The organism is Thauera sp. 27 (assembly GCF_000310125.2).
GTDB lineage: Bacteria > Pseudomonadota > Gammaproteobacteria > Burkholderiales > Rhodocyclaceae > Thauera > Thauera mechernichensis.
Genome location: NZ_AMXB01000028.1, coordinates 1 through 17,542 on the forward strand (window position 1 = coordinate 1; position 17,542 = coordinate 17,542).

The window sequence follows — 17,542 nt, forward strand, 5'->3', positions numbered from 1 at the left end:
TGGCGCCTTCCAGCGCTTTTTCAGGAAGGAAGGCGGCTACCCGAAGTTCAAGCGCCGCGGCGACCCGATCGGCCTGCGCGAGACCGATGTGAAGTGCTTCTCGGTGGACGCGGCCAACGGGCGCATCCGCTTTCCCAAGGTGGGCTGGTTGCGCTACCGGGCGAGCCGCCCCATCGAGGGACGAGCGATCACGGCCACGCTGCGCGCCGAGGCCGATGGCTGGTACGTGTCGATCGCCTGCGCGTTCGAACCCAAGGCGCTCGAGCGCGGCCCGAAGGCCTGCGGCATCGATCGTGGGGTGGCGAACTTCGCCGCCTTCGACACCGGGCAGCGGATCGCGCCGCTCGATGCGCACAAGCGTGCCGTCCAGTGCTTGCGCCGCTACCAGCGAGCGGTGGCTCGCAAGCTCGAAGCGGCCAAGGTCGCCGCCGGCATCCCGAAGGGCAAACCCTTCCCGAAGGGGTTCCGGCTGCAGCCTTCGAACCGGCTTCGCAAGGCACAAGCCCGGGTGGCGAAGATCCACCAGGGGATCGCCCGCCAACGCGCGGACTTCCTGCACAAGCTCTCGACGCAGATCGCCCGCGAACACGCGCTCGTGTGCCTGGAGGATCTGAGGGTTCGATCGATGAGCGCCTCGGCCGCAGGCTCGCAGGAGGCGCCCGGCAAGCGGGTGCGTCAGAAGGCGGGCCTGAACCGCTCGATCCTCGATCAGGGCTGGACGATGTTCAAGGACCAGCTCGCGTACAAGCTCGAATGGCGCGATGGAGTGCTCGTGCTCGTCCACCCCGCTTACACCTCGCAGCGCTGCCACGCCTGCGCTCACACCCATGCGGACAACCGTAAGGGCGAAGTTTTCCGGTGCCGGTCCTGTGGCCACACCGACCACGCTGACGTCAATGCCGCGAAGAACATTCTGGCCGCGGGACACGCGGTTCTGGCCGGCGACGGCCAAGCGCTCGTGGAGGGAGAGGTGCAGTCAGGCCGCCCGGTGAAGCGAGAACCCACCGAAGGGGTAGGCCATGCGGCCTAGCCCAGCAGGAATCCCCGCCCTTCCCGCTGCGCGGCGAGCGAAGCGAGAGGGCGGGGAGGATGTCAATGGCAACGCCATGGGACCGCGAGCCAAGGATGGATCTGGCGTTGCGATAGTTCGTGAAGCTCGCCTGCCTCGAGGCAAGATCCAGCGCATGCTGGTGGCAACAGCCAGTGGAATTACGGATGGATTTAGCGAGGCGCTTGATACCGACGATCGTCGTCGGACGGATTTCTTTGCCGTTCATGTCAGGTTCCCGGCCCATATCCTGACGTCACCCGTCTACCGCCAACAGAGCCAAAGGGTCACTCATGAAGGCTGAAACCTTGAAGGCAGTGCTGTCAACAGCTTCGGTGAGACGGGTGCCCGGCACCTGCCAAGTGCCGTGGCACAATTATGCATGCCGTATGGTGCGCGCACAAGCCGCCACACTCACCCACTACTCGAACTGGTTTTCTGCGTATGACTCAACACATGAAGGTCTTCTGGTCCTGGCAGAGCGACACGCCCGCCAAGCTGAACAAGGATTTCGTCAAGGCCGCTCTGAACGATGCTCTCGCTGCAGTCTCTGACGAGCTGGACCTCTCCGAAGCTGACCGCCCCGAGCTCGACCATGACACGAAGGGCGAAGCGGGGCTGGTGGAGATCGTCGCAACCATTTTCAGAAAGATCGAGGAGGCCCAGGTCTTTGTGGCCGACATCACGTTCGTAGGGAAAACGGCGTCTGGGAAACACCTGCCGAATCCGAACGTGATGATCGAACTGGGTCATGCCCTGACGTCTCGGGGCGCAGAACGCATCATCCTTGTTGCAAACGAGGCCTTCGAGTACAGACCGGAGGATCTTCCGTTCGACTTGAGACATCGCCGAGGACCGATTACCTACAACCTCCCGGATGGAGCGACTCGAGAGCAGCGGAAGATCGAGCTGGCCAAACTCACACGGGCGCTCACTGACGCGCTACGCCTCAATCTTGGGGCAGCCGTGCAGCAGCGGACAGCAGCTACCCCGTTCAACTTGCATCCGGCACGGCCTGGCGATCGCTCAACCTGGCTTGAACCGGGAGCGAGGATCCGACACCAAGACGAAATGAGCCCCACCGGAGAGAGTGAATGGGTGATCGAAGACGGTGCTCGATACTACATGCGACTTGTACCAGCAGAATGGACATCGTCTGAGTCTTCAACTGTCATTCTCCGGCGTGCTCAAGAAATGTTTGCTCTTGGACCTTGGCGTAATGGTAACTACGGGGTGAACAAGGAAGGCTTCGTTCAGGTGGGAATACTCAACCACGAGGAACGCACCCTCATCGGCGTTTCGCAATGGTTCAAGAGGACAGGAGAAATCTGGGGCTTTAACGGAGCGGTTGCCGGCCCAAGCACGAGACCTGGAAGGAACGGAATATCTCGTGCGACTATGATGTACGAATGGGCGAAGTATCTCAAAAGGTGCATATCGTTCTTTGAGCACTGTGAAGCTCGCCCTCCCATAAGGGTTGAGGCTGGTGTTGTCGGCGTAGGAGATACCTATTGGACAGACTCATCCTGTGAACAGAAGAAGGCTATCGAGTCCGAGATGTACATCGAGCACGTCAGCCGTAGCTGGGACACCAACACCCAGCACGATTTCCTTCTCAGGCTCTACAACCGACTTCGGGATGCCTACGGCGTCGACCCCATTTCCAGCGTTGAGGAGCTTGCCAAAGAACTCGGCTGGTGAGGGTCACGGCGTATCTGCACTCCCATCGCGGTAAACGAGAAAGCCCCGACCTTTTTTCGGCCGGGGCTCTCATTTCAAACGTTCTCTTGCACCTGCGGCTGAGGCATGTTGCCCTCAACCCAGGTCGTAGTGGCGTCGATGCATGCTCGTTCGAACGCCATGTGGGCATCGGGCGGGAAGTCGCCCGACCTCACCTCCGGGAAAGCAGCTGCAATCGACGCCCAGAAGGCTTCCTGAGCGGCTGCGGCCGCATTTTCGATTCTCTCTTCCATGGTGCTTCCTATGTGATGCCCTTGGGACCGCCACGAGGGACGGTTCCCCTCGGGCGGATTTGTTGTGGTTGGTCAGACGATCCGGTAGCCGTAGGTCTGACTCAGCTCGTGGGCGTAGGCGTCGGCGAGCGGGCGTGTGGCGAAATCACCCACACACTCGACCCCACCTTCTTTCCGGTGCAGATACACCGACCAGAAGACCGGATTGACGTCATCGACCTCGAGCTCGGTCTTGCCCGTGCTGGGGTCACGGCCCACCACACGCACACCACGAATCTCGATCGCGTCGTAGATCTGCGGCGCATCGCCGATGATCGCCGTGGCATAGCGGGCGTTGCCCGGAAGCGCTTCTCCGAGAGCGACCAGTTCATCCTGGATACCCATGCGCTTTGCGTTCAGGGCGCCAAGCGCAGCTTCCATCTCAGGCTGAGCACCCAGACTCCCGATCGCCTCCCGGAGTGAGAACGCCGCCTTGTCGAGCGTCTCGAGCTTCTCGCGCAGCCGACCGATTGCCGCCAGGTGCGAGTTGCCCTCCTCCACCACCTCGAAGCCAACGAGACGGTAGAGATCGTTCCAGGCAGCGCCACACTCGGGGCAGGTCACCTCCTGGGTTGCCGTTTGGCCATCCACTTCGATACTGCCACCCTGCGGATCAGCGCAGCCGCACATCGGACATGTGCTGAAATCATGGCTGGCGTAGCGCCGCTGGGCATCATTGCCCTTGGCTGCTTCGGCCCGCAGTAGCCCCAGCTCGGACTTCATCGGCGAAACCGCAATGCCTTCTGCAACCAGCGTCTCGTTCAGGTGTGCCAGCGCGGTGGCCAGCTGAAGGCTGATTCCGTACGCCGCCACGGGGTCGACTTCGAATCGACCACACTCCGAGATGAGCGGATTGGTGATGTTGAGCTCATTAACGACGATGGCCACTTGTGGGCGACCGTCTTCGTTCTTCGTGACAATGAGATTGTGATGCATGATTTTCTCCTGGTTGATGCAGGAGAACCCGCCCGCAGAGGGACAGGCCCCCTACGGGTGGTCGAGGCGCCTGGGCGCCACGTTTTAAGCGATTCCGACTTCTTGGGCGGCCCTTGCTGCGCCGCGCAAAGACTTGGCGGGCAGAGAACCGAGAACCTGCGTCTTGCCGTCTCGTTGGAAATACTCCTGCGTCACGGACAACCACATCCGCTTGTTCAAGCTGAACCTGGTGTCCTTGGCGAGGAACGCCGCATCCTGGCACCGGACGGTGAACTCACCTGGCGCGATGCGGCTTGTCTGCTGGCTCGTACCGTAAGCCACCAGAACCTCGAGGGTTCCATCGGGGCGACGATTCTCTGCCAGCAGCAGTACAGGTCTGAACTTCGGACCGGGCGCGCAAGCGTGCTCGGATTCCGGCATCCAGGCCATGACAATGGCCCCAGGGAACGGGGCGAAGAGATCGTTCACGATTGCTCCTCGCCCCGATTGCTCAGGGCTTAATCTGTTGGTTTGTAGACTCCGGTCGCGACGAAGACCTCGGTGAGCGTCTTCGGCTTGAACCCCTCGGGCGGATCTTTCAATCCGTAGCCCCCGAGGTACTCGTTGATCGCGCGCTTGATCAGGTCTTCGGGCGCAATCCCGTGTTCCTTTGCAAGCGCGGCGATGTGGTCTGGGGTTGCGTCGTAGTCCGGGTACTCGATCTTCAGTGTCGGCATGGCCATCACCTCCTTCGAGAACAAGACTACGTCACTTCCCCTTTGTTGCAAGATGCAGCTTCCGATCACACTTCCCCCCGAACACGCTGGAAGAGGCATTCGACCTTCCAGCGGAGCTGGTCGATCAAGCCCCAGTTACGGGCCTTCGGGAGAACGACGGAGTCGGATTTCATGACGAGTGCGCACATGGTGAATCTCCAAGGTATGCCGGGAGACACCATGCCCCGAGGGACAAGTGCCCCCGAAGGTTGAAATGCTGATGTAGGTCAGCTTCCTGTCGTCGTGGTCCGCAATGGACACACAAAGAACGCTGGCGGCGCACGAAAGCGCACAGGGGTAGCCTCCTGACGAGGCAACTAGCCGTGTGCTCCTTCGAGCGAATGCGGGACAGGTGCTGCAGTTGATGGGCTGGGTTTGGCCAATGGCCCGGTTTTATCCAGCTACCGGCGCTCTAGCGAGCGGCTTTGATTGGAGATTCTAGGGGCATTTGGCGGACGTGCCAAGTCGGTCGCGTCCGCCACTTCGACGTTCAGCGGGACACAGCGTCCTTGAAACCCTTGCCCGCGGTGAACTTGGGCCGAACGCCGGCGGCGATGGTGACGGGCTGACCAGTCTGCGGGTTACGGCCTTGGCGCTCGGGGGTCTTGAGGGCTTCGAAGGTGCCGAAGCCGACCAGGGCCACCTTGTCGCCATTGGCCACTGCTTTTTGGATGTTCTCGATCACCGAGACCACGGCGGCCTTGGCTGCGGTCTTGCTCAGTCCAGCATCGGCCGCAACTGCTTCGATCAGCTCTTCACGATTCATAGACACTCTCCGTTCATTGACAGGCAACTTGCCAGCAACGCCATTTATACCGGAGCTTGGCGAACCTTCAAGCCTCGTAAAACACGGGTTTCTGGCACTTTTCCACGCTAAAGAGATAAGCCCGGCCACCCCTTTCGGGGAATGGCCGGGTCTAGTCGCTACGCGATCATTGGTGAGCTACTTCACGGTGCCCGAGAACGAACCCCGATCCTTGCCGTCCAGAAGCGACACGGTGACCCATGCCGACTTGTCGTGCGACCACCAGGTCAGACGTGGCTTGTCTGCCGACGGAACCAGCGCCTTCCAGGTTCCGGGCATCACGCCCTTGTTGCGACGAAAAAGCACGAACGCGATCTGAGCCGCGGCCTTGGCAGCCTGAGTCGCGCTGGGGAAGACGATCCCCGGGCTTGAACTGATGCCGCAGGGCGCCTCACCTTGCAGGGCCGATTTGGGAACTCCGAACTCGACGATGGCCTTCATGGCGCACTCTCCTCAAGCGTCTTCGCTTGCATACGGAGAAATGTGCCGCGTTCCGCACTCGCCGCATTCATCGTCCACCTGGCACTCCCACTCATCGCTCCACTCGCTGCTGCACCTTGGGCACTTGTAGTGATTGAGAAAGCGCTGGGCTTTCTTCTTTTCCTCTTCCTCGCCGAAGGTCGCCTCGATGGCTTCGCGCTTTTGCTGCTCACTCATCGAACCCCAAGCGACAGCGCCGATGTCCTGGTGCTCCCGGACACGGGCAAGCGCTAACGAAAGGGCTGCACTTCTGGCCTCGGAAGGATCGTCGTACGAGATCTCGGAACCTTCCCCGCGCAGGAAGTAGCAGAACCGTCCAGCCTGGTCTGCGTCTTCCCTGACTTCGATGGCGCCACCCGTCTGCAGCGCTTGTATGACTGAGGCTGGTTCAGCCGCCGTGCTCTGGTGTGCATCCACTGCGCGGATCTCGATCGCGTCGATGTTCGTTTCGACATCGAGATACTCGTTCTTCCAGGGTTCGAACGTTTCCTCCAGATACTGCTGGAAGTCGTCCTGGCCAAAAGGAATGAGGGGATCAACAGCGAACACGTACGGGGAGACTCCCGAATCGTGCGTGTGCAGACCGACGACGAGCGTCGGCGTGTTTCGCTCAAGCTCCAGGGCGGCCGCATAGAGCACCTCGAGAGTGGCCTTATCGACGACGACCTGCTCCTCAGCGCCCGGTACCTCGGCAGCCTCGCGGTACAGCTCACGGATCTGCTCGATCACCGGGAAGACGCGACGCGCCGGAAAGATCTTGTTGTTGCTCATGGTGGTTCTCCTTGGTCGTTGCGGAAAAGCACCATGCCCAGGGGGACAGGTGCCCCGCGGTGGGTTGTGGAATGCTAGGTTCGGCAAGATGCCCGGTCTGGTCCAGCTACCGCTTTGGCCAAAGGCCGACAAGACGTTTCCGGAAACGTGCTGGCGTTTTCGGAATAGCCCTCATTGGGCAAGGGCCCGAGCCCCGGAAGGGACTCGGGTTTGCCTGTCACATCAGACGCCCCATCTTCACGACTCGGGTCACCGAGCCGCTGACAAGACGAACGCGATCGCCAGGACGCAGCGATGCTGCATCCTGATCGATCTCTTGGGTGACGGCGATCACGTTGCCTCGGTCGAGAGCAACGATGATCTCCAACGCCTGACGCTCTTCACGACCGACGTGCTCACCGATCGCCTGACCGGCCAGCGCGCCCAGGGCGCCACCGACCAACGAAGCGATTTGCTTGCCGCTGCCATTGCCGACCTTTCGGGCAGCAATGGCACCCACAGCGCCGCCGAGACCAGCCCCGATGTACTGGGACGCTTGGCCACGGGTGCTGATCGTCACGACGCGCATATCCTCGACGCGACCCGTGACGACATGCTGGACGCTACGCGCGTCCGCCGTGCCATAGTCCGACCCACGGTAGGTGACCGATCCGCCGGTGTTGTTGCTCCAGTAGCCACCGGAGCTTCCTCCCCAGTAGCCGCCAGAGCCGAACTGCGCGAACGCAGAGGACGAACCCAGTGCGATGAGGGTGAGCAGGGTGAAGACGATCTTTTGCATGGTGTTTCTCCAGGATGATTGCGGAAACACCATCCCCGTGGGAAGGTGCCCCACGGGGTTGAAACCGCGCCTAAGACGCGGCGAAGCTGGCGGCGAGATGCCGAAGTTGAAACTTCCAGATCAGCGTGACATCGACCCGCGCACGTTCTGTGCCGGGACGAGGATTCGCCGACCGTCCAGTGGGAGGATCGAATACCCGAGGCCGTCGGCCTTGAGCACGGTGCCTTCGTGCATCACGCCGTCACCGGTGTGATACTTGACCCGCATGCCTTGCGGGAGTCGTCGGTTCATCGTCATAGTAAGTCTCCAAGTTGTTGCGCAGAGACCCCCTCCACCGCGGAGAAGGATTCCCCGCGCGGGATAGATGATTGACAGGGGTGATCTCCGTGGTAGAAGTGAGAAAAGGCCAGCTGCGCCTTACCCCTTACCAGGAGATCAACATGCCCCTTTGGATGAATCGGGATCGCGACAAGATCGCGGCCATTGGAGAACCTCCCAAGACACACGAATCCGGACTGGTTGTCCATAGCAACGATACGTCCGAGCCCCCCAAGAAGCTGGTGGATTTATTCACCAACATCCAGGCGGTTAGCGAGGACTACGAGCGTGAAGCCTCTCGCAGTCCTCAACACCTGAAGAGGGTGAAGTGATTTACCCGTTCACTGCTACTGTCGCATCGATGATCGGGCCCTCACTCACTCCTGAGTCGTAGCGCCTCCGTTGCTCGGAGAGCAGAACACCGATAAAGGCATCGAGCTCGCCCTGCACCGCTGCACTCTTCATGAAGTGAAGGCGCATCTCGCTCCCTCGCCGGACTGCAGCAATGAGTTCGATCGACTCGGCCCCACGAGCCCAACCGATCCAACCCTCCATTCGAAGCAGATCTACCTCAGCCCTGAAGCCGTTCAAGGTCTCTGCACGGAGGATCTTGTAGCGCGCCGCTCCCGTCGGGTCACGCAGCTCCGCCACACCGATACTTCCATACCCGCACATGCGCACATCACCGATCCAGGTGCGATCTTGCCAGAAGCGGTTATTGATAACGCTCACTCCATCGTAGAGACGATTGGTGATTTGATAGAACAGGCCAAAGAGTATCGAGGTGAGGTTCATGGTTTTCTCCAGTTTCCGCGCAACACCTGACGTGTCGCGAAGCCCCAATAGGGGTTGATTAGAAAAGATCGGCGAGATCGAGTACTTCGCCTTTGAACATCGGTACGTGCCGCTCACACACGAACCGATGAGGTGACAGGTACCGCCACTTTGGTAAATCAGAGCACAACACGAAGCCCGCGTTGTACATACAATCGTCCGTTTGTGGCGGTGCGTGCTTGCGGCAGTTGCCGCAGCGTGAGTCTTCATCCATTGACTTGCTCCTCAAGAGCCTTTGCCCTTTCGAGTTGCCAATCGGCCAGATCCTCAGCATAGGAGCGAAGGTCTGCGACTGATTCCCACATGGCAGTCTTGCCCAGACCGATCGGGCCGTAGTCCCATATCACAGGGATGGAGCCATTCAGCCGATCAGCACGGGCCGCCACGTATCGGTCAATCTCCTCTTGCGAAGGGGAGTGCCCGAGAACACTACCTACCCAAATGCGGTCGTCGCGTCGGGATATAACGATTCCCCGAACAGGTTGGATCCACTGATCGGGGGATCTACTGGCCCAGGGCCAGCGACGTGCGCCGACCTCGGCGCCAACCTCAACCCCAATGAATGCGGTATCCGTTGGGGCGAAGAGATCTAGCTGCATGGTGGGCTCCGCTCCTACCGGACGAAGATGTCGAACAGGACGCCTGCGACCAGCAGACAAGCACAACCGAAACCGATCGCGCTGTCCCAATGGTTGGGAGAATGGAAAAGCTTCTTCATGGTGATCTCCAGCAAAACCGGGACACACCACGCCCGCAGGGCAAGGAGTGCCCCGAAGGTCAAGGAAGAAGGTGCATTGCGCACCATTGAAAGGCTAGGCTAACCCCAGCTCAGTCGGCAGTGCCGACCGGAGGCCGACGCAATGCCGGCGCTTTACGACCGCAAGCAGCCGAGAAAGTCTTTGAACGATACCGGGGAGATCCCCGCGCTGTCAATCCGGCCGAAAACGAGCAAAACGGGCTGTTTTATGCCGATCAGCACCTTTCGCGTTCATGTGATGATGCAAGCTGCTCATCATGACGGCAAGACTCATGTCCGGACATCAACTTACCCTTGCTCGAGCCTTTCATGTGCGTCTTGGCGAGCACTGTTTGCGCCTGCTCGCTCGCCGAGCGCTGAGGCTTCAGGTGAAAGACCTACACAGGTGGCAAGCACATCGCGACGCGCTTGTCGTCGCCAACCATGTCTCCTATATCGATGGTCCGCTGCTTGCGTGCATCTCTCCACACGCTCTGACCTACGCGGTAACCGCTGACTTTGCCAAGCATCCTGTCTGGCGCCGGGCCCTTGATGTGCTCGTTCGTTGCGGCTTGGGCCGTTACGTGCCAGTTGATGCCGCCTCGCCGTTCGGAATGCGCAAAATCCTGCGAGAACTTCATGCCTGTCGCGGCGCGATGGTCTTTCCTGAAGGGGGTATCACGCGCGACGGACTACTGGGGCCGCTGCACCCTGGTGCGGCCATCGCTGCCATGCGTTCAGGGCGAGTCCTCCTGCCGGTACGTATCCATGGACTTGAACGCAGTGTCTTTGGCAAGGTGAAGCGTCGCAGGCTAACCTGGTTGCCGCCTGTTACGGTTGAGGTGGGCGAACCGATCAACCCAGCGGGACTCAATGCGCAGCAACTCCAAGCCAGAATAGCAGAGGCGCTGTCATGAGCGTTAAGGTCGACGCAATCCTGCCTTTTCCCGGCTACCGGGAGGTAGAGCCGGGCTACGGGTTCGGTCGAAACCGACCAGTGTTACACCCAAGCCTCGAGCATTTCTACCAGTCAGAACGGTTCCGCGGGTCCGACGAAGAACTGCGCGCCGAGATCATCGGCATGCCTACTGCCAAGGAAGCTCGAAAGCTGGCCCTCAAACACACAGAAAGATCACGGCGCGACTGGGCGCAGTGCCACGAACAGATCATGAACGCGGGGCTCTGGATGCAGCTTCGTGAGTACCCCCGATTGGGCTTCGAGCTACGAGAGATAGCCGACAACGCGCCGGTTGAATACCCCTACCGAGACCCCTATTGGGCTCCCCCTTCAGGACTGGGCACTTGCGGTGGGTTTGCCGAACTTGTGCATGCGGCCCGGCGAAAACTCTGCGGACAGACTGTCCGGGTCGTAGTTACAGGTGGGCGGGGATTCAGCAACGAGTTCCTGCTCAAGACCAAGCTCGAGGGGTTCTTCGCCAACCTCAGTCCTGACGTAATGCTAGTGGGAGGTAACAAGGGCGCTGAAGAGATGGCTGAGCGATGGGCGATCGAGCAGTGCTTGCCAGTACGGCACTTCTTCATGCGTGGCCGCGGAAGCCGCACCGAGCAGGAAAGACATTTTCAAAGCCTGGTTCGAGCTGCGACACACGTTGTTGTGTTCTCCCAGGGCGAGGCCAGCATTGAACGGTTCGTAGAAGTAGCAAAGCATTTCGGTCGGCCAACGCGGGTAGTAGTTACCGATCCGTCAGGCGCAGTCCTACGAAACAACGGTGCCACACGGGATCGCACGGAACGCGGCGCAACAGTGCATCCGCTTCAGCCGCGGCGTGTAGCTCAACGGCAACCTATTCGCCCCTGACGTCCCAGCCCTTGGCCGTTTTAATGGCATGCAGTGGCATGAAGTTCTTCGGTTTGCACTGATCCTGAACCTTGTCGTTCATGTACACTCGGTAGATCAGTCGATAGTGCTCCCCGGGCTTTCGTTCCGTCTTCTCGAAGACTTCGATCGCTTCGAGGCCGCCGCAGTTCTTGACGATCTCATGGTACTTACCAAAGGCTTGCTTTGCCCAGGCGATGTAATCGCTTTCACTCATCTTGCCCTGGCTGTCCGATGACCTGTACAAGCCACTGTAGTCGCCCGTGAGGATCATCGTCACATCCTTGCGGGCGACCGCTTCTTCCTCAGGCGCGTTTTGAACAAACAAAGCGACGGGATCGTTCTGTCCGCATGCTGCAAGCAGGATGGTGGTCGCAATGAGCATAAAGTCCCGTTTGTGCTTGGTTATCACCGGTTCCTCCGCAAATCACCCCAGCCGTGGGGCTCATGACTTCAACCTTCCGGTTGATTAGATTATGGACACGCTATCGCGCGATCTGGACTCCAGATTACCGCATGCGATCAGCTTTGCAATGGGAGGCGGGTGTATGTTGTACGTCCGCAGATGCGCTTATCACTAGGAACTGGTGCACGAGGCCCAACTCCATGCCTACTTCACCCGGGATCTGGCGAGAAAGTCCATCAATTAGCGCAAGCCGGTAGGCGAGACCTTCGCCGTCGATCTCGGACGTGCCCTTAAGGAAGAGATTGGGCCAGTTCGCCGCGGCCCGCTCGAGAAGCGAGACCTCCATCGCCTCGACTAAGTAGGGGAGTGCCGAGGTCGGATCTTCAGAGGCAAGCAACGCCGGATCCCCTCCTCTTTCCGAAACGAGCCGGCGAAGGACTTCCATTTCCGAAAGCTGCTCAGCACGGGTTCGTCGCTCAACGAACTTCTCCAAGGCATTCAGCAGCGGGATAGGAATCGTGGATGAGTTCATGCTCTCTTGAATTCCGTCTTGCATTTTCCGCAGATGATGTTCAGTGAAGGCTTCCCCCAAGCTGCATCTGCGCAACCCGGGCAGATGAACTTCGCACGCGTGGTGACACCCTTCTTCGTCTCGTCCGAGCCTGGTAAGACCACATCCAGGCCCTTGCTGGCGAGTGATGCGCTCAATGGGGATGCCGGTCGGTAGGACGGCAACTCACCCTCAACGCTCCCGTCCACGCCTTCAGTCACGCCTTTGAGCTCTTCGCCCCCGAGCGGCATGCCGTCCGTGCCGGTGATGTCCGCGAGAAGATCGTCCTCCCCTGCCCCACCCACATAGATTGGTAACTCCGCAGCGGTCGGAAACCGGTCGTACCAAGACAGCGCAAAGCCCGACTCAAGCAACTCCTTGGTCAGCGCCATGAATCGGCCATTGGGGTCGATGTAGTGAGTCATGTGCTCACCGACACGCTTCCCACCTGGGCGGCCATGGCTCGATGGGATCAGACCGACCTCTTCCATTTTGTCGGCCCACTCGGCGTTGTGATAGCCGCGCCGGCCGGGCTTGCCGAAACAGGCTTGCCACTGGTGGCATTGCTCATGCACCAGCGTCGATAGAATCGCCTCCACTGGTCTGACGGCGAACACGGACGGGTTCATCGCAATCTCATCGACCTGCTGGCCGCCCCGGTGGCCGAAACGCTTACGCGAGAAGAAGCCAAAGAGGCGCTTGTTCCGCTGGAATGTGAAGAGACACCCTGGCAGATCACCATTAAAAAGCCGTTGATTGTAGAAGTCGTATGCCTTGACCAGCTCGTCATAGGCGTCGACAGTCGGACTGAGCTTCTCGGTGCCCGGAATCTCACTGAACAGTTCTTCAGTCTGCATTAGCCTGTCCTTCATTGCGTGGGCGGATCGTGGCATTAGCGAGCACGCGCCTGCCATCAAATTTCGGGGGCTTGGCCATCTCGACCATGAACTCACAAAGCTCGGGCATTAGCCATCGCCCGGTGATATTTCAACTCGCATCGGATGTCCTATTTCCGCTAGAATGAAATCGCAGATCCGATTACTTGACTGGAGTCAACAGATGGAACTCAATGCCATGTCGCTCGTGGAGCTTCGCAAGCTCCAGACGAAGGTGCAGAACGAGATCAGCAAACGCGAAGCGAGCTCGAAGAAAACCCTGCTCAAGCGACTGCAAAAGATGGCCGCTGAAGAAGGCCTGAGCCTGGATGAACTCCTCGACAAGACCTCGCCTGCCAAGGCGGTGAAAGCCAAGCCAACCGCAGCCAAGCCTGCAAAGAAAGTGTCTGCAAAGCCGAAGTACTTCCACCCGACCGACAAGGCGAAGACGTGGACTGGCCACGGGCGTAAGCCGGCCTGGTTCGCTGAGTGGATTGCCGAAGGGAAATCGGCTGACGCTCTGCTCGTCAAAGCCTAAGTCGATCAGTGCGCCGCGGGGTGTCCTCACTCAGGCACCCCGTTCACCAAGCGCTTGCTGGTTTAGGGGCATCAAATAAGTACCCCTGAAAAAGGTCGCACCCCATCTCTTTGAGCAAGCAGAACTGCCCATCGGTCTCAACTCCTTCGGCAACAACTTCAAGATCGAGATCTTTGGCCAGTCCCACGACGGCGTTCACGATTGTATGCGCCTTAGCATTGTGTTCAATGCCGTAGATGAACTCCTTGTCGAGTTTGATCTGATCTACTGGCAAGCGTCGCAAGTAAGTGAGGGCCGAGTACCCGCTTCCTACATCGTCAAGAGCGACCTTAGCACCCATCTCTTTCATCTGGAGGATCTGCTTCTCGATCTGCGGCAAGTCCACGAGTGGCATAGATTCGGTCAGCTCAAGCACCAGCCGTCTAGGGTCGATCGAGCCGTCTTCGATTCGTGAAGCGAACCTGGATGCAAAATGTGGCGCATGCACCTGCACGGCACTTACATTAATTGAGATCGTAGCCTTGCCGAGCGTCTCGTGTCCTCGCCACAGGTCTAGCTGACGGCCTGCCTGACCGAGAACCCAAAGGCCGATGGGAATGATAGCGCCCGTCTTCTCGAGGGTGTGGATAAACTCCACAGGTCTGAGTTGCCCATGTAGCGGGTGGTTCCACCGCAGTAGCGCCTCAAGGCCTTGTACGCGCTGGTCGGCGCACACCTGACTCTGGTAGTGAAGCTCGAACCCATTCGGGCCCTCTCCCGATCCATCCGCCTCGCCCACCCCCTCAAAGCCGCACAATCCCTCTGTGCCGCGCACTGTCTCCATAATGTCCGTGCTCGGTTGTTTGGTCAGCTGACAAGGTTATGCCAGTGCCGAGCAACTCATCTCTTCACAAAACACGTCATTCAGGCCGTTATGCGGCAGGCGGGGTTGCAGTTTGATTTCCCTGTGGGAACCTGGACTCATTTCCGGAAATCAACACGGAGTTCTTGATGCCAACCCACGAATCCACAACCCGTAGACGCCATTCAAGCACTGAGCACGACAGAAAAGCGAACGCTCGCCAGCGTGTTCAGAGCTTTCGTTCCAACGGCACACGACTCGATCTGCTTGTCTCGGCCAAGTCCGGCCGGGACCTTGATCGTCTTTGCAAGCAGTTGTCGACCTCCAGAAGGCACGTTGTCGAAGCCCTGATCCGTCTCGCCTCGGCGAGCCCTGACGACGTAGCCCTTCGAGCCTGCCTTACCGGTCAGGGCATCCCCGAGGAGAGCTTCTGAGCCGTCTCAGTCGGAGATCACCCGTTCAAGCATGAGTTGAACGGAGCGTCGGCCGTTCCATTCGTTGATCTCGAGCTTGGCGTGAACGGTGAGATCCTCGGCATGTTCGATTACCTGGTTGAAGAGGATCGCATCCACGGGCCGGCCGTCGATGTTGAGCGCAAACTTTGTGTGCTTATCTTTGAGGATTCGTGTTGAGCGAACCCTAGCTCGCATCAGGAAAGACGGCGCCGGGAATCCTTGTCCCCATACACCACGCCGAATCCAATCAGCGTTCTCGACCGTGAGGTCTTCTGCGCTGAGCGGGCCGTCATGCTCGACCACCTCCTCCAGATCCGCCGGCTTCAATGAGGCGCGCACCTGGTCCTCAAATGCCTGGCGGAACTGGTCGAACATAGCCGCATTGATCGTCAGACCTGCGGCCATTGCATGACCGCCGAACTTCACAATGCAGCCCGGCAGGCGCCGATCGACAGCATCGATGGCGTCTCGCATGTGAAGCGCCAGGATCGAGCGGCATGAGCCCTTCAGGAGACCTTCCTCGCCAGCAGCGAAGACGATCGCCGGTCGCCTGAACCGCTCCTTCAGCCGGCCCGCGACGATGCCGATGACCCCTTCGTGCCAGTACGGGTTCGCAACCACGATGGAGAAGTCATCAGTCGCGGCAATGCCCTGCGCGAGCGCCTCAGCCTCTTCCTGAATATCGGCTTGCACGGCCTTGCGCAGTTGGTTGGTTTGCTCGAGCGCTTCGGCCAACGAAGCTGCCTCCTGCTCGTCATCGGTAATGAGACACCGAATGCCAACACTCGCGTCATCCATGCGGCCGGCTGCGTTGATCCGTGGCCCGATATAAAAACCGAGATCGATCGCACCGGCCGCCTCCATCGAGCGACCACTCACCCTGAACAGATTCCGAATTCCCGGGCAGGCGAACCCACGATGCAGCCGCGCGAGCCCGGTTGTGATCAGCACACGGTTGTTCCGGTCCAGCTGCACGACATCTGCCACGGTCCCCAGTGCCAGGATATCGAATAGGGTATTGAGCGGCGCATTTCCTCTCGCGTCGCTCTGCTCCCGATACCGCCGCCTGAGTTCGATTAGGACGTAGAACATCACCCCACAGCCGGCCAGATTCTTCGATGGGAAGGCGCAGCCAGGCTGATTGGGATTGACGATGGCTGCTGCCTTCGGGAGCGCGTCGCCGGCGAGGTGGTGATCGGTGACGACTACGGGAACACCTTTGGCGTTGGCGGCATCGATTCCTGCAAGGGCTGCGATCCCGTTGTCGACTGTTACGATAAGCGCGGGCTTGTGTTCGAGTGCCCGATCGACAAGCGCGGGGCTCAGGCCGTAGCCATCCGTGAAACGATTAGGCACCACGAACGAAACGCTCGCCCCGAACATGCGCAGGCCTCGCACGGCGATTGCGCACGCGGTGGCACCGTCAGCGTCGTAGTCGGCCACGATTACAATGTGCCCATTTGCTGCGATGGTCTCTTCGATGCGCAATGCCGCTACCCCGATATCCTTCATCGATGACGGGGCCAGCAGCATCGCGAGATCGTCGCGCTCAGAAGGATCGGCACCTCGCGCGGCCAAAAGGCGATCACGCAACGAAGCGTGGGGAGGCAGAGGGGTTTGGGGCGTTCGGCAATGGAGTCTCATGACACAAAACTACCGCACCTTGCTTGTTTCGCAAGAGCGCAGAGGCTCAGGACGGCAGCGTACCCGCGTTGTAGCACACCGGACTGTCGAGTTGGGGCGCTTCCTCGCTGGCAAGGTATTGCTCCACCAGGAGCCAACGCTCTCGTGCCCAATCGCCCTTGAATAGGATCACGCGCATGTCCTCCAGAACCCCCGAGGACTAACGTTTCGTGCGGCGAAATGCCCACGGCTCAATGGGCGCCTTGTTTTGCCACAACCCAACGCGCCGCTCGCGAGCCTGTGCCTCGAGGCCAATCAGCAGCGAACGCTTCGGCGCGCATTGACGATACACCCATTGTTCAGCTATCCCAGGGTAAAACAGCTAAATCAGGACGCTTTAACGGGAGGCCCGACGAAAGAGCCAGGGTTCGATCGGTTTGGCATCCCGCCAGAGACCGATTCGTTCGTCTCGAGCACGGGACTCCAGCCGGTAGAGCGGCGAGTTGCGCGGTGCGTACTGCCTGTAGACCCACGCCATGCCACGCTCGACCTGAGCGGAGTTGGCGTCAACGCCATCACAGATCACCGTTCCCACGGTGCGTCCGTAACGATCCTCGGTGGTGTCAAACACTTTCGCCTGCTTCCCGTAGCAAAGCTGCGAGAGGCTTTGAGATGAACGGGCTCCAAACGCCTGCGTCTTCTCAGGGGCATCGATGGCGGCAAGGCGGATTCGATGCTGGCGGTTTGCCCCATCGAGCACTGTCAGCGTGTCGCCGTCGGATACGCCAACCACAACACCGGTGAGTGCTGCATTAGCGTTTTGCGTGATAAGAGCAGAGAAGAAAAGGCCCGTCACGATCGTCATCACGGGAGAACGTCTTACACACATATGAGCCTCAGTGTCTGGATTGCTCGATCCACAAATACCAATACATGCGATGAGC

At 59.7% G+C, this 17,542-nt stretch carries 23 protein-coding genes; 6 read left to right on the forward strand and 17 right to left on the reverse strand.

The features are described from left to right. On the forward strand, positions 1–1,030 hold a 1,030-nt coding region (locus B447_RS14740), incomplete at its 5' end, for an RNA-guided endonuclease InsQ/TnpB family protein (RefSeq protein ID WP_002941983.1). Between the two features lie 474 nt (positions 1,031–1,504). Then, entirely contained in the window at positions 1,505–2,749 is a 1,245-nt protein-coding gene (locus B447_RS21875; RefSeq protein ID WP_002941986.1) for a hypothetical protein, read from the forward strand. A 74-nt stretch (positions 2,750–2,823) separates the two neighbouring features. Here the strand turns inward: B447_RS21875 and B447_RS14750 are convergent, their stop codons facing one another. The 9 genes from B447_RS14750 to B447_RS22580 all read right to left on the reverse strand — a co-directional run bounded on the left by B447_RS14750 (position 2,824) and on the right by B447_RS22580 (position 7,876). Next, positions 2,824–3,021, reverse strand: coding sequence for a hypothetical protein (locus B447_RS14750; protein WP_002941989.1), 198 nt, complete (start codon positions 3,019–3,021; stop codon positions 2,824–2,826). Positions 3,022–3,093: 72 nt separating this feature from the next. Next, on the reverse strand, positions 3,094–3,996 hold the full coding sequence (locus B447_RS21880; protein ID WP_002941992.1) for a hypothetical protein: 903 nt from the start codon (positions 3,994–3,996) through the stop codon (positions 3,094–3,096). Positions 3,997–4,080: 84 nt separating this feature from the next. Next, positions 4,081–4,464, reverse strand: coding sequence for a hypothetical protein (locus B447_RS21885; protein ID WP_002941996.1), 384 nt, complete (start codon positions 4,462–4,464; stop codon positions 4,081–4,083). A 29-nt stretch (positions 4,465–4,493) separates the two neighbouring features. Next, a complete protein-coding gene (locus B447_RS14765; RefSeq protein WP_157384687.1) occupies positions 4,494–4,712 on the reverse strand; it encodes a hypothetical protein in 219 nt (72 codons plus the stop codon). A 529-nt stretch (positions 4,713–5,241) separates the two neighbouring features. Continuing rightward, positions 5,242–5,517, reverse strand: a complete 276-nt coding sequence (locus tag B447_RS14770; protein WP_002942001.1) for an HU family DNA-binding protein — start codon at positions 5,515–5,517, stop codon at positions 5,242–5,244. A gap of 177 nt (positions 5,518–5,694) precedes the next feature. Further along, positions 5,695–5,997 carry a hypothetical protein gene (locus B447_RS14775; RefSeq protein WP_002942004.1) on the reverse strand — a complete coding sequence of 101 codons (303 nt, stop codon included), beginning with the start codon at positions 5,995–5,997 and terminating at the stop codon, positions 5,695–5,697. A 12-nt stretch (positions 5,998–6,009) separates the two neighbouring features. Beyond that, the gene (locus B447_RS14780) at positions 6,010–6,807 is read right to left on the reverse strand and encodes a hypothetical protein (RefSeq protein ID WP_002942008.1); all 798 of its coding nucleotides are present in this window, start codon (positions 6,805–6,807) and stop codon (positions 6,010–6,012) included. A 217-nt stretch (positions 6,808–7,024) separates the two neighbouring features. Continuing rightward, positions 7,025–7,585, reverse strand: coding sequence for a glycine zipper 2TM domain-containing protein (locus tag B447_RS14785; protein WP_002942009.1), 561 nt, complete (start codon positions 7,583–7,585; stop codon positions 7,025–7,027). A 120-nt stretch (positions 7,586–7,705) separates the two neighbouring features. Then, on the reverse strand, positions 7,706–7,876 hold the full coding sequence (locus B447_RS22580) for a hypothetical protein (RefSeq protein WP_157384688.1): 171 nt from the start codon (positions 7,874–7,876) through the stop codon (positions 7,706–7,708). Positions 7,877–7,953: 77 nt separating this feature from the next. On the opposite strand from B447_RS22580, the gene B447_RS14790 reads away from it, so the two are divergent. Further along, on the forward strand, positions 7,954–8,235 hold the full coding sequence (locus B447_RS14790) for a hypothetical protein (RefSeq protein ID WP_157384689.1): 282 nt from the start codon (positions 7,954–7,956) through the stop codon (positions 8,233–8,235). Between the two features lies 1 nt (position 8,236). Here B447_RS14790 and B447_RS14795 read toward each other — a convergent pair whose 3' ends face one another. Further along, on the reverse strand, positions 8,237–8,698 hold the full coding sequence (locus B447_RS14795) for a hypothetical protein (protein WP_002942020.1): 462 nt from the start codon (positions 8,696–8,698) through the stop codon (positions 8,237–8,239). 1,053 nt (positions 8,699–9,751) lie between these two features. Here B447_RS14795 and B447_RS22220 point away from each other — a divergent pair. Together B447_RS22220 and B447_RS22225 are read left to right on the forward strand one after the other, a co-directional pair. Beyond that, positions 9,752–10,390, forward strand: coding sequence for a 1-acyl-sn-glycerol-3-phosphate acyltransferase (locus B447_RS22220; RefSeq protein ID WP_083491466.1), 639 nt, complete (start codon positions 9,752–9,754; stop codon positions 10,388–10,390). Then, on the forward strand, positions 10,387–11,292 hold the full coding sequence (locus B447_RS22225; protein ID WP_083491467.1) for an SLOG family protein: 906 nt from the start codon (positions 10,387–10,389) through the stop codon (positions 11,290–11,292). The genes B447_RS22220 and B447_RS22225 overlap by 4 nt, the downstream gene beginning before the upstream one ends. Here the strand turns inward: B447_RS22225 and B447_RS14815 are convergent. The 3 genes from B447_RS14815 to B447_RS14825 form a co-directional block, all read right to left on the reverse strand. After that, positions 11,279–11,722, reverse strand: a complete 444-nt coding sequence (locus B447_RS14815) for a hypothetical protein (protein ID WP_157384690.1) — start codon at positions 11,720–11,722, stop codon at positions 11,279–11,281. The genes B447_RS22225 and B447_RS14815 overlap by 14 nt on opposite strands. A gap of 97 nt (positions 11,723–11,819) precedes the next feature. Next, the gene (locus B447_RS14820) at positions 11,820–12,248 is read right to left on the reverse strand and encodes a hypothetical protein (RefSeq protein ID WP_002942032.1); all 429 of its coding nucleotides are present in this window, start codon (positions 12,246–12,248) and stop codon (positions 11,820–11,822) included. Then, positions 12,245–13,123 carry a SprT-like domain-containing protein gene (locus tag B447_RS14825; RefSeq protein WP_002942035.1) on the reverse strand — a complete coding sequence of 293 codons (879 nt, stop codon included), beginning with the start codon at positions 13,121–13,123 and terminating at the stop codon, positions 12,245–12,247. Before B447_RS14825 ends, B447_RS14820 begins: the two co-directional genes overlap by 4 nt. A 202-nt stretch (positions 13,124–13,325) precedes the next feature. On the opposite strand from B447_RS14825, the gene B447_RS14830 reads away from it, so the two are divergent. Further along, a complete protein-coding gene (locus tag B447_RS14830) occupies positions 13,326–13,679 on the forward strand; it encodes an H-NS histone family protein (RefSeq protein WP_002942037.1) in 354 nt (117 codons plus the stop codon). Between the two features lie 43 nt (positions 13,680–13,722). Here the strand turns inward: B447_RS14830 and B447_RS14835 are convergent, their stop codons facing one another. From B447_RS14835 to B447_RS14845, 4 genes are all read right to left on the reverse strand, one after another. Next, a complete protein-coding gene (locus B447_RS14835; protein ID WP_002942040.1) occupies positions 13,723–14,502 on the reverse strand; it encodes an EAL domain-containing protein in 780 nt (259 codons plus the stop codon). A 458-nt stretch (positions 14,503–14,960) separates the two neighbouring features. Then, complete coding sequence (gene recJ, locus B447_RS14840) at positions 14,961–16,619, reverse strand: single-stranded-DNA-specific exonuclease RecJ (protein WP_269745250.1); 1,659 nt, start codon at positions 16,617–16,619, stop codon at positions 14,961–14,963. Between the two features lie 46 nt (positions 16,620–16,665). After that, a complete protein-coding gene (locus B447_RS23005; RefSeq protein ID WP_269745251.1) occupies positions 16,666–16,791 on the reverse strand; it encodes a hypothetical protein in 126 nt (41 codons plus the stop codon). 204 nt (positions 16,792–16,995) lie between these two features. After that, positions 16,996–17,463: a thermonuclease family protein gene (locus B447_RS14845; RefSeq protein WP_002942047.1), complete on the reverse strand. Its 468-nt coding sequence runs from the start codon at positions 17,461–17,463 to the stop codon at positions 16,996–16,998. Between the last annotated feature and the right edge of the window lie 79 nt (positions 17,464–17,542).

Excerpts from the sequence above, each read along its gene's own strand:
- B447_RS21875 (WP_002941986.1), top strand. The coding sequence starts at position 1,505 with ATGAAGGTCTTCTGGTCCTGGCAGAGCGACACGCCCGCCAAGCTGAAC.
- B447_RS14750 (WP_002941989.1), bottom strand. The coding sequence starts at position 3,021 with ATGGAAGAGAGAATCGAAAATGCGGCCGCAGCCGCTCAGGAAGCCTTC.
- B447_RS21880 (WP_002941992.1), bottom strand. The coding sequence starts at position 3,996 with ATGCATCACAATCTCATTGTCACGAAGAACGAAGACGGTCGCCCACAA.
- B447_RS14765 (WP_157384687.1), bottom strand. The coding sequence starts at position 4,712 with ATGCCGACACTGAAGATCGAGTACCCGGACTACGACGCAACCCCAGAC.
- B447_RS14770 (WP_002942001.1), bottom strand. The coding sequence starts at position 5,517 with ATGAATCGTGAAGAGCTGATCGAAGCAGTTGCGGCCGATGCTGGACTG.
- B447_RS14775 (WP_002942004.1), bottom strand. The coding sequence starts at position 5,997 with ATGAAGGCCATCGTCGAGTTCGGAGTTCCCAAATCGGCCCTGCAAGGT.
- B447_RS14780 (WP_002942008.1), bottom strand. The coding sequence starts at position 6,807 with ATGAGCAACAACAAGATCTTTCCGGCGCGTCGCGTCTTCCCGGTGATC.
- B447_RS14785 (WP_002942009.1), bottom strand. The coding sequence starts at position 7,585 with ATGCAAAAGATCGTCTTCACCCTGCTCACCCTCATCGCACTGGGTTCG.
- B447_RS22580 (WP_157384688.1), bottom strand. The coding sequence starts at position 7,876 with ATGAACCGACGACTCCCGCAAGGCATGCGGGTCAAGTATCACACCGGT.
- B447_RS14795 (WP_002942020.1), bottom strand. The coding sequence starts at position 8,698 with ATGAACCTCACCTCGATACTCTTTGGCCTGTTCTATCAAATCACCAAT.
- B447_RS22220 (WP_083491466.1), top strand. The coding sequence starts at position 9,752 with ATGACGGCAAGACTCATGTCCGGACATCAACTTACCCTTGCTCGAGCC.
- B447_RS22225 (WP_083491467.1), top strand. The coding sequence starts at position 10,387 with ATGAGCGTTAAGGTCGACGCAATCCTGCCTTTTCCCGGCTACCGGGAG.
- B447_RS14820 (WP_002942032.1), bottom strand. The coding sequence starts at position 12,248 with ATGAACTCATCCACGATTCCTATCCCGCTGCTGAATGCCTTGGAGAAG.
- B447_RS14825 (WP_002942035.1), bottom strand. The coding sequence starts at position 13,123 with ATGCAGACTGAAGAACTGTTCAGTGAGATTCCGGGCACCGAGAAGCTC.
- B447_RS14830 (WP_002942037.1), top strand. The coding sequence starts at position 13,326 with ATGGAACTCAATGCCATGTCGCTCGTGGAGCTTCGCAAGCTCCAGACG.
- B447_RS14835 (WP_002942040.1), bottom strand. The coding sequence starts at position 14,502 with ATGGAGACAGTGCGCGGCACAGAGGGATTGTGCGGCTTTGAGGGGGTG.
- recJ (WP_269745250.1), bottom strand. The coding sequence starts at position 16,619 with ATGAGACTCCATTGCCGAACGCCCCAAACCCCTCTGCCTCCCCACGCT.
- B447_RS14845 (WP_002942047.1), bottom strand. The coding sequence starts at position 17,463 with ATGACGATCGTGACGGGCCTTTTCTTCTCTGCTCTTATCACGCAAAAC.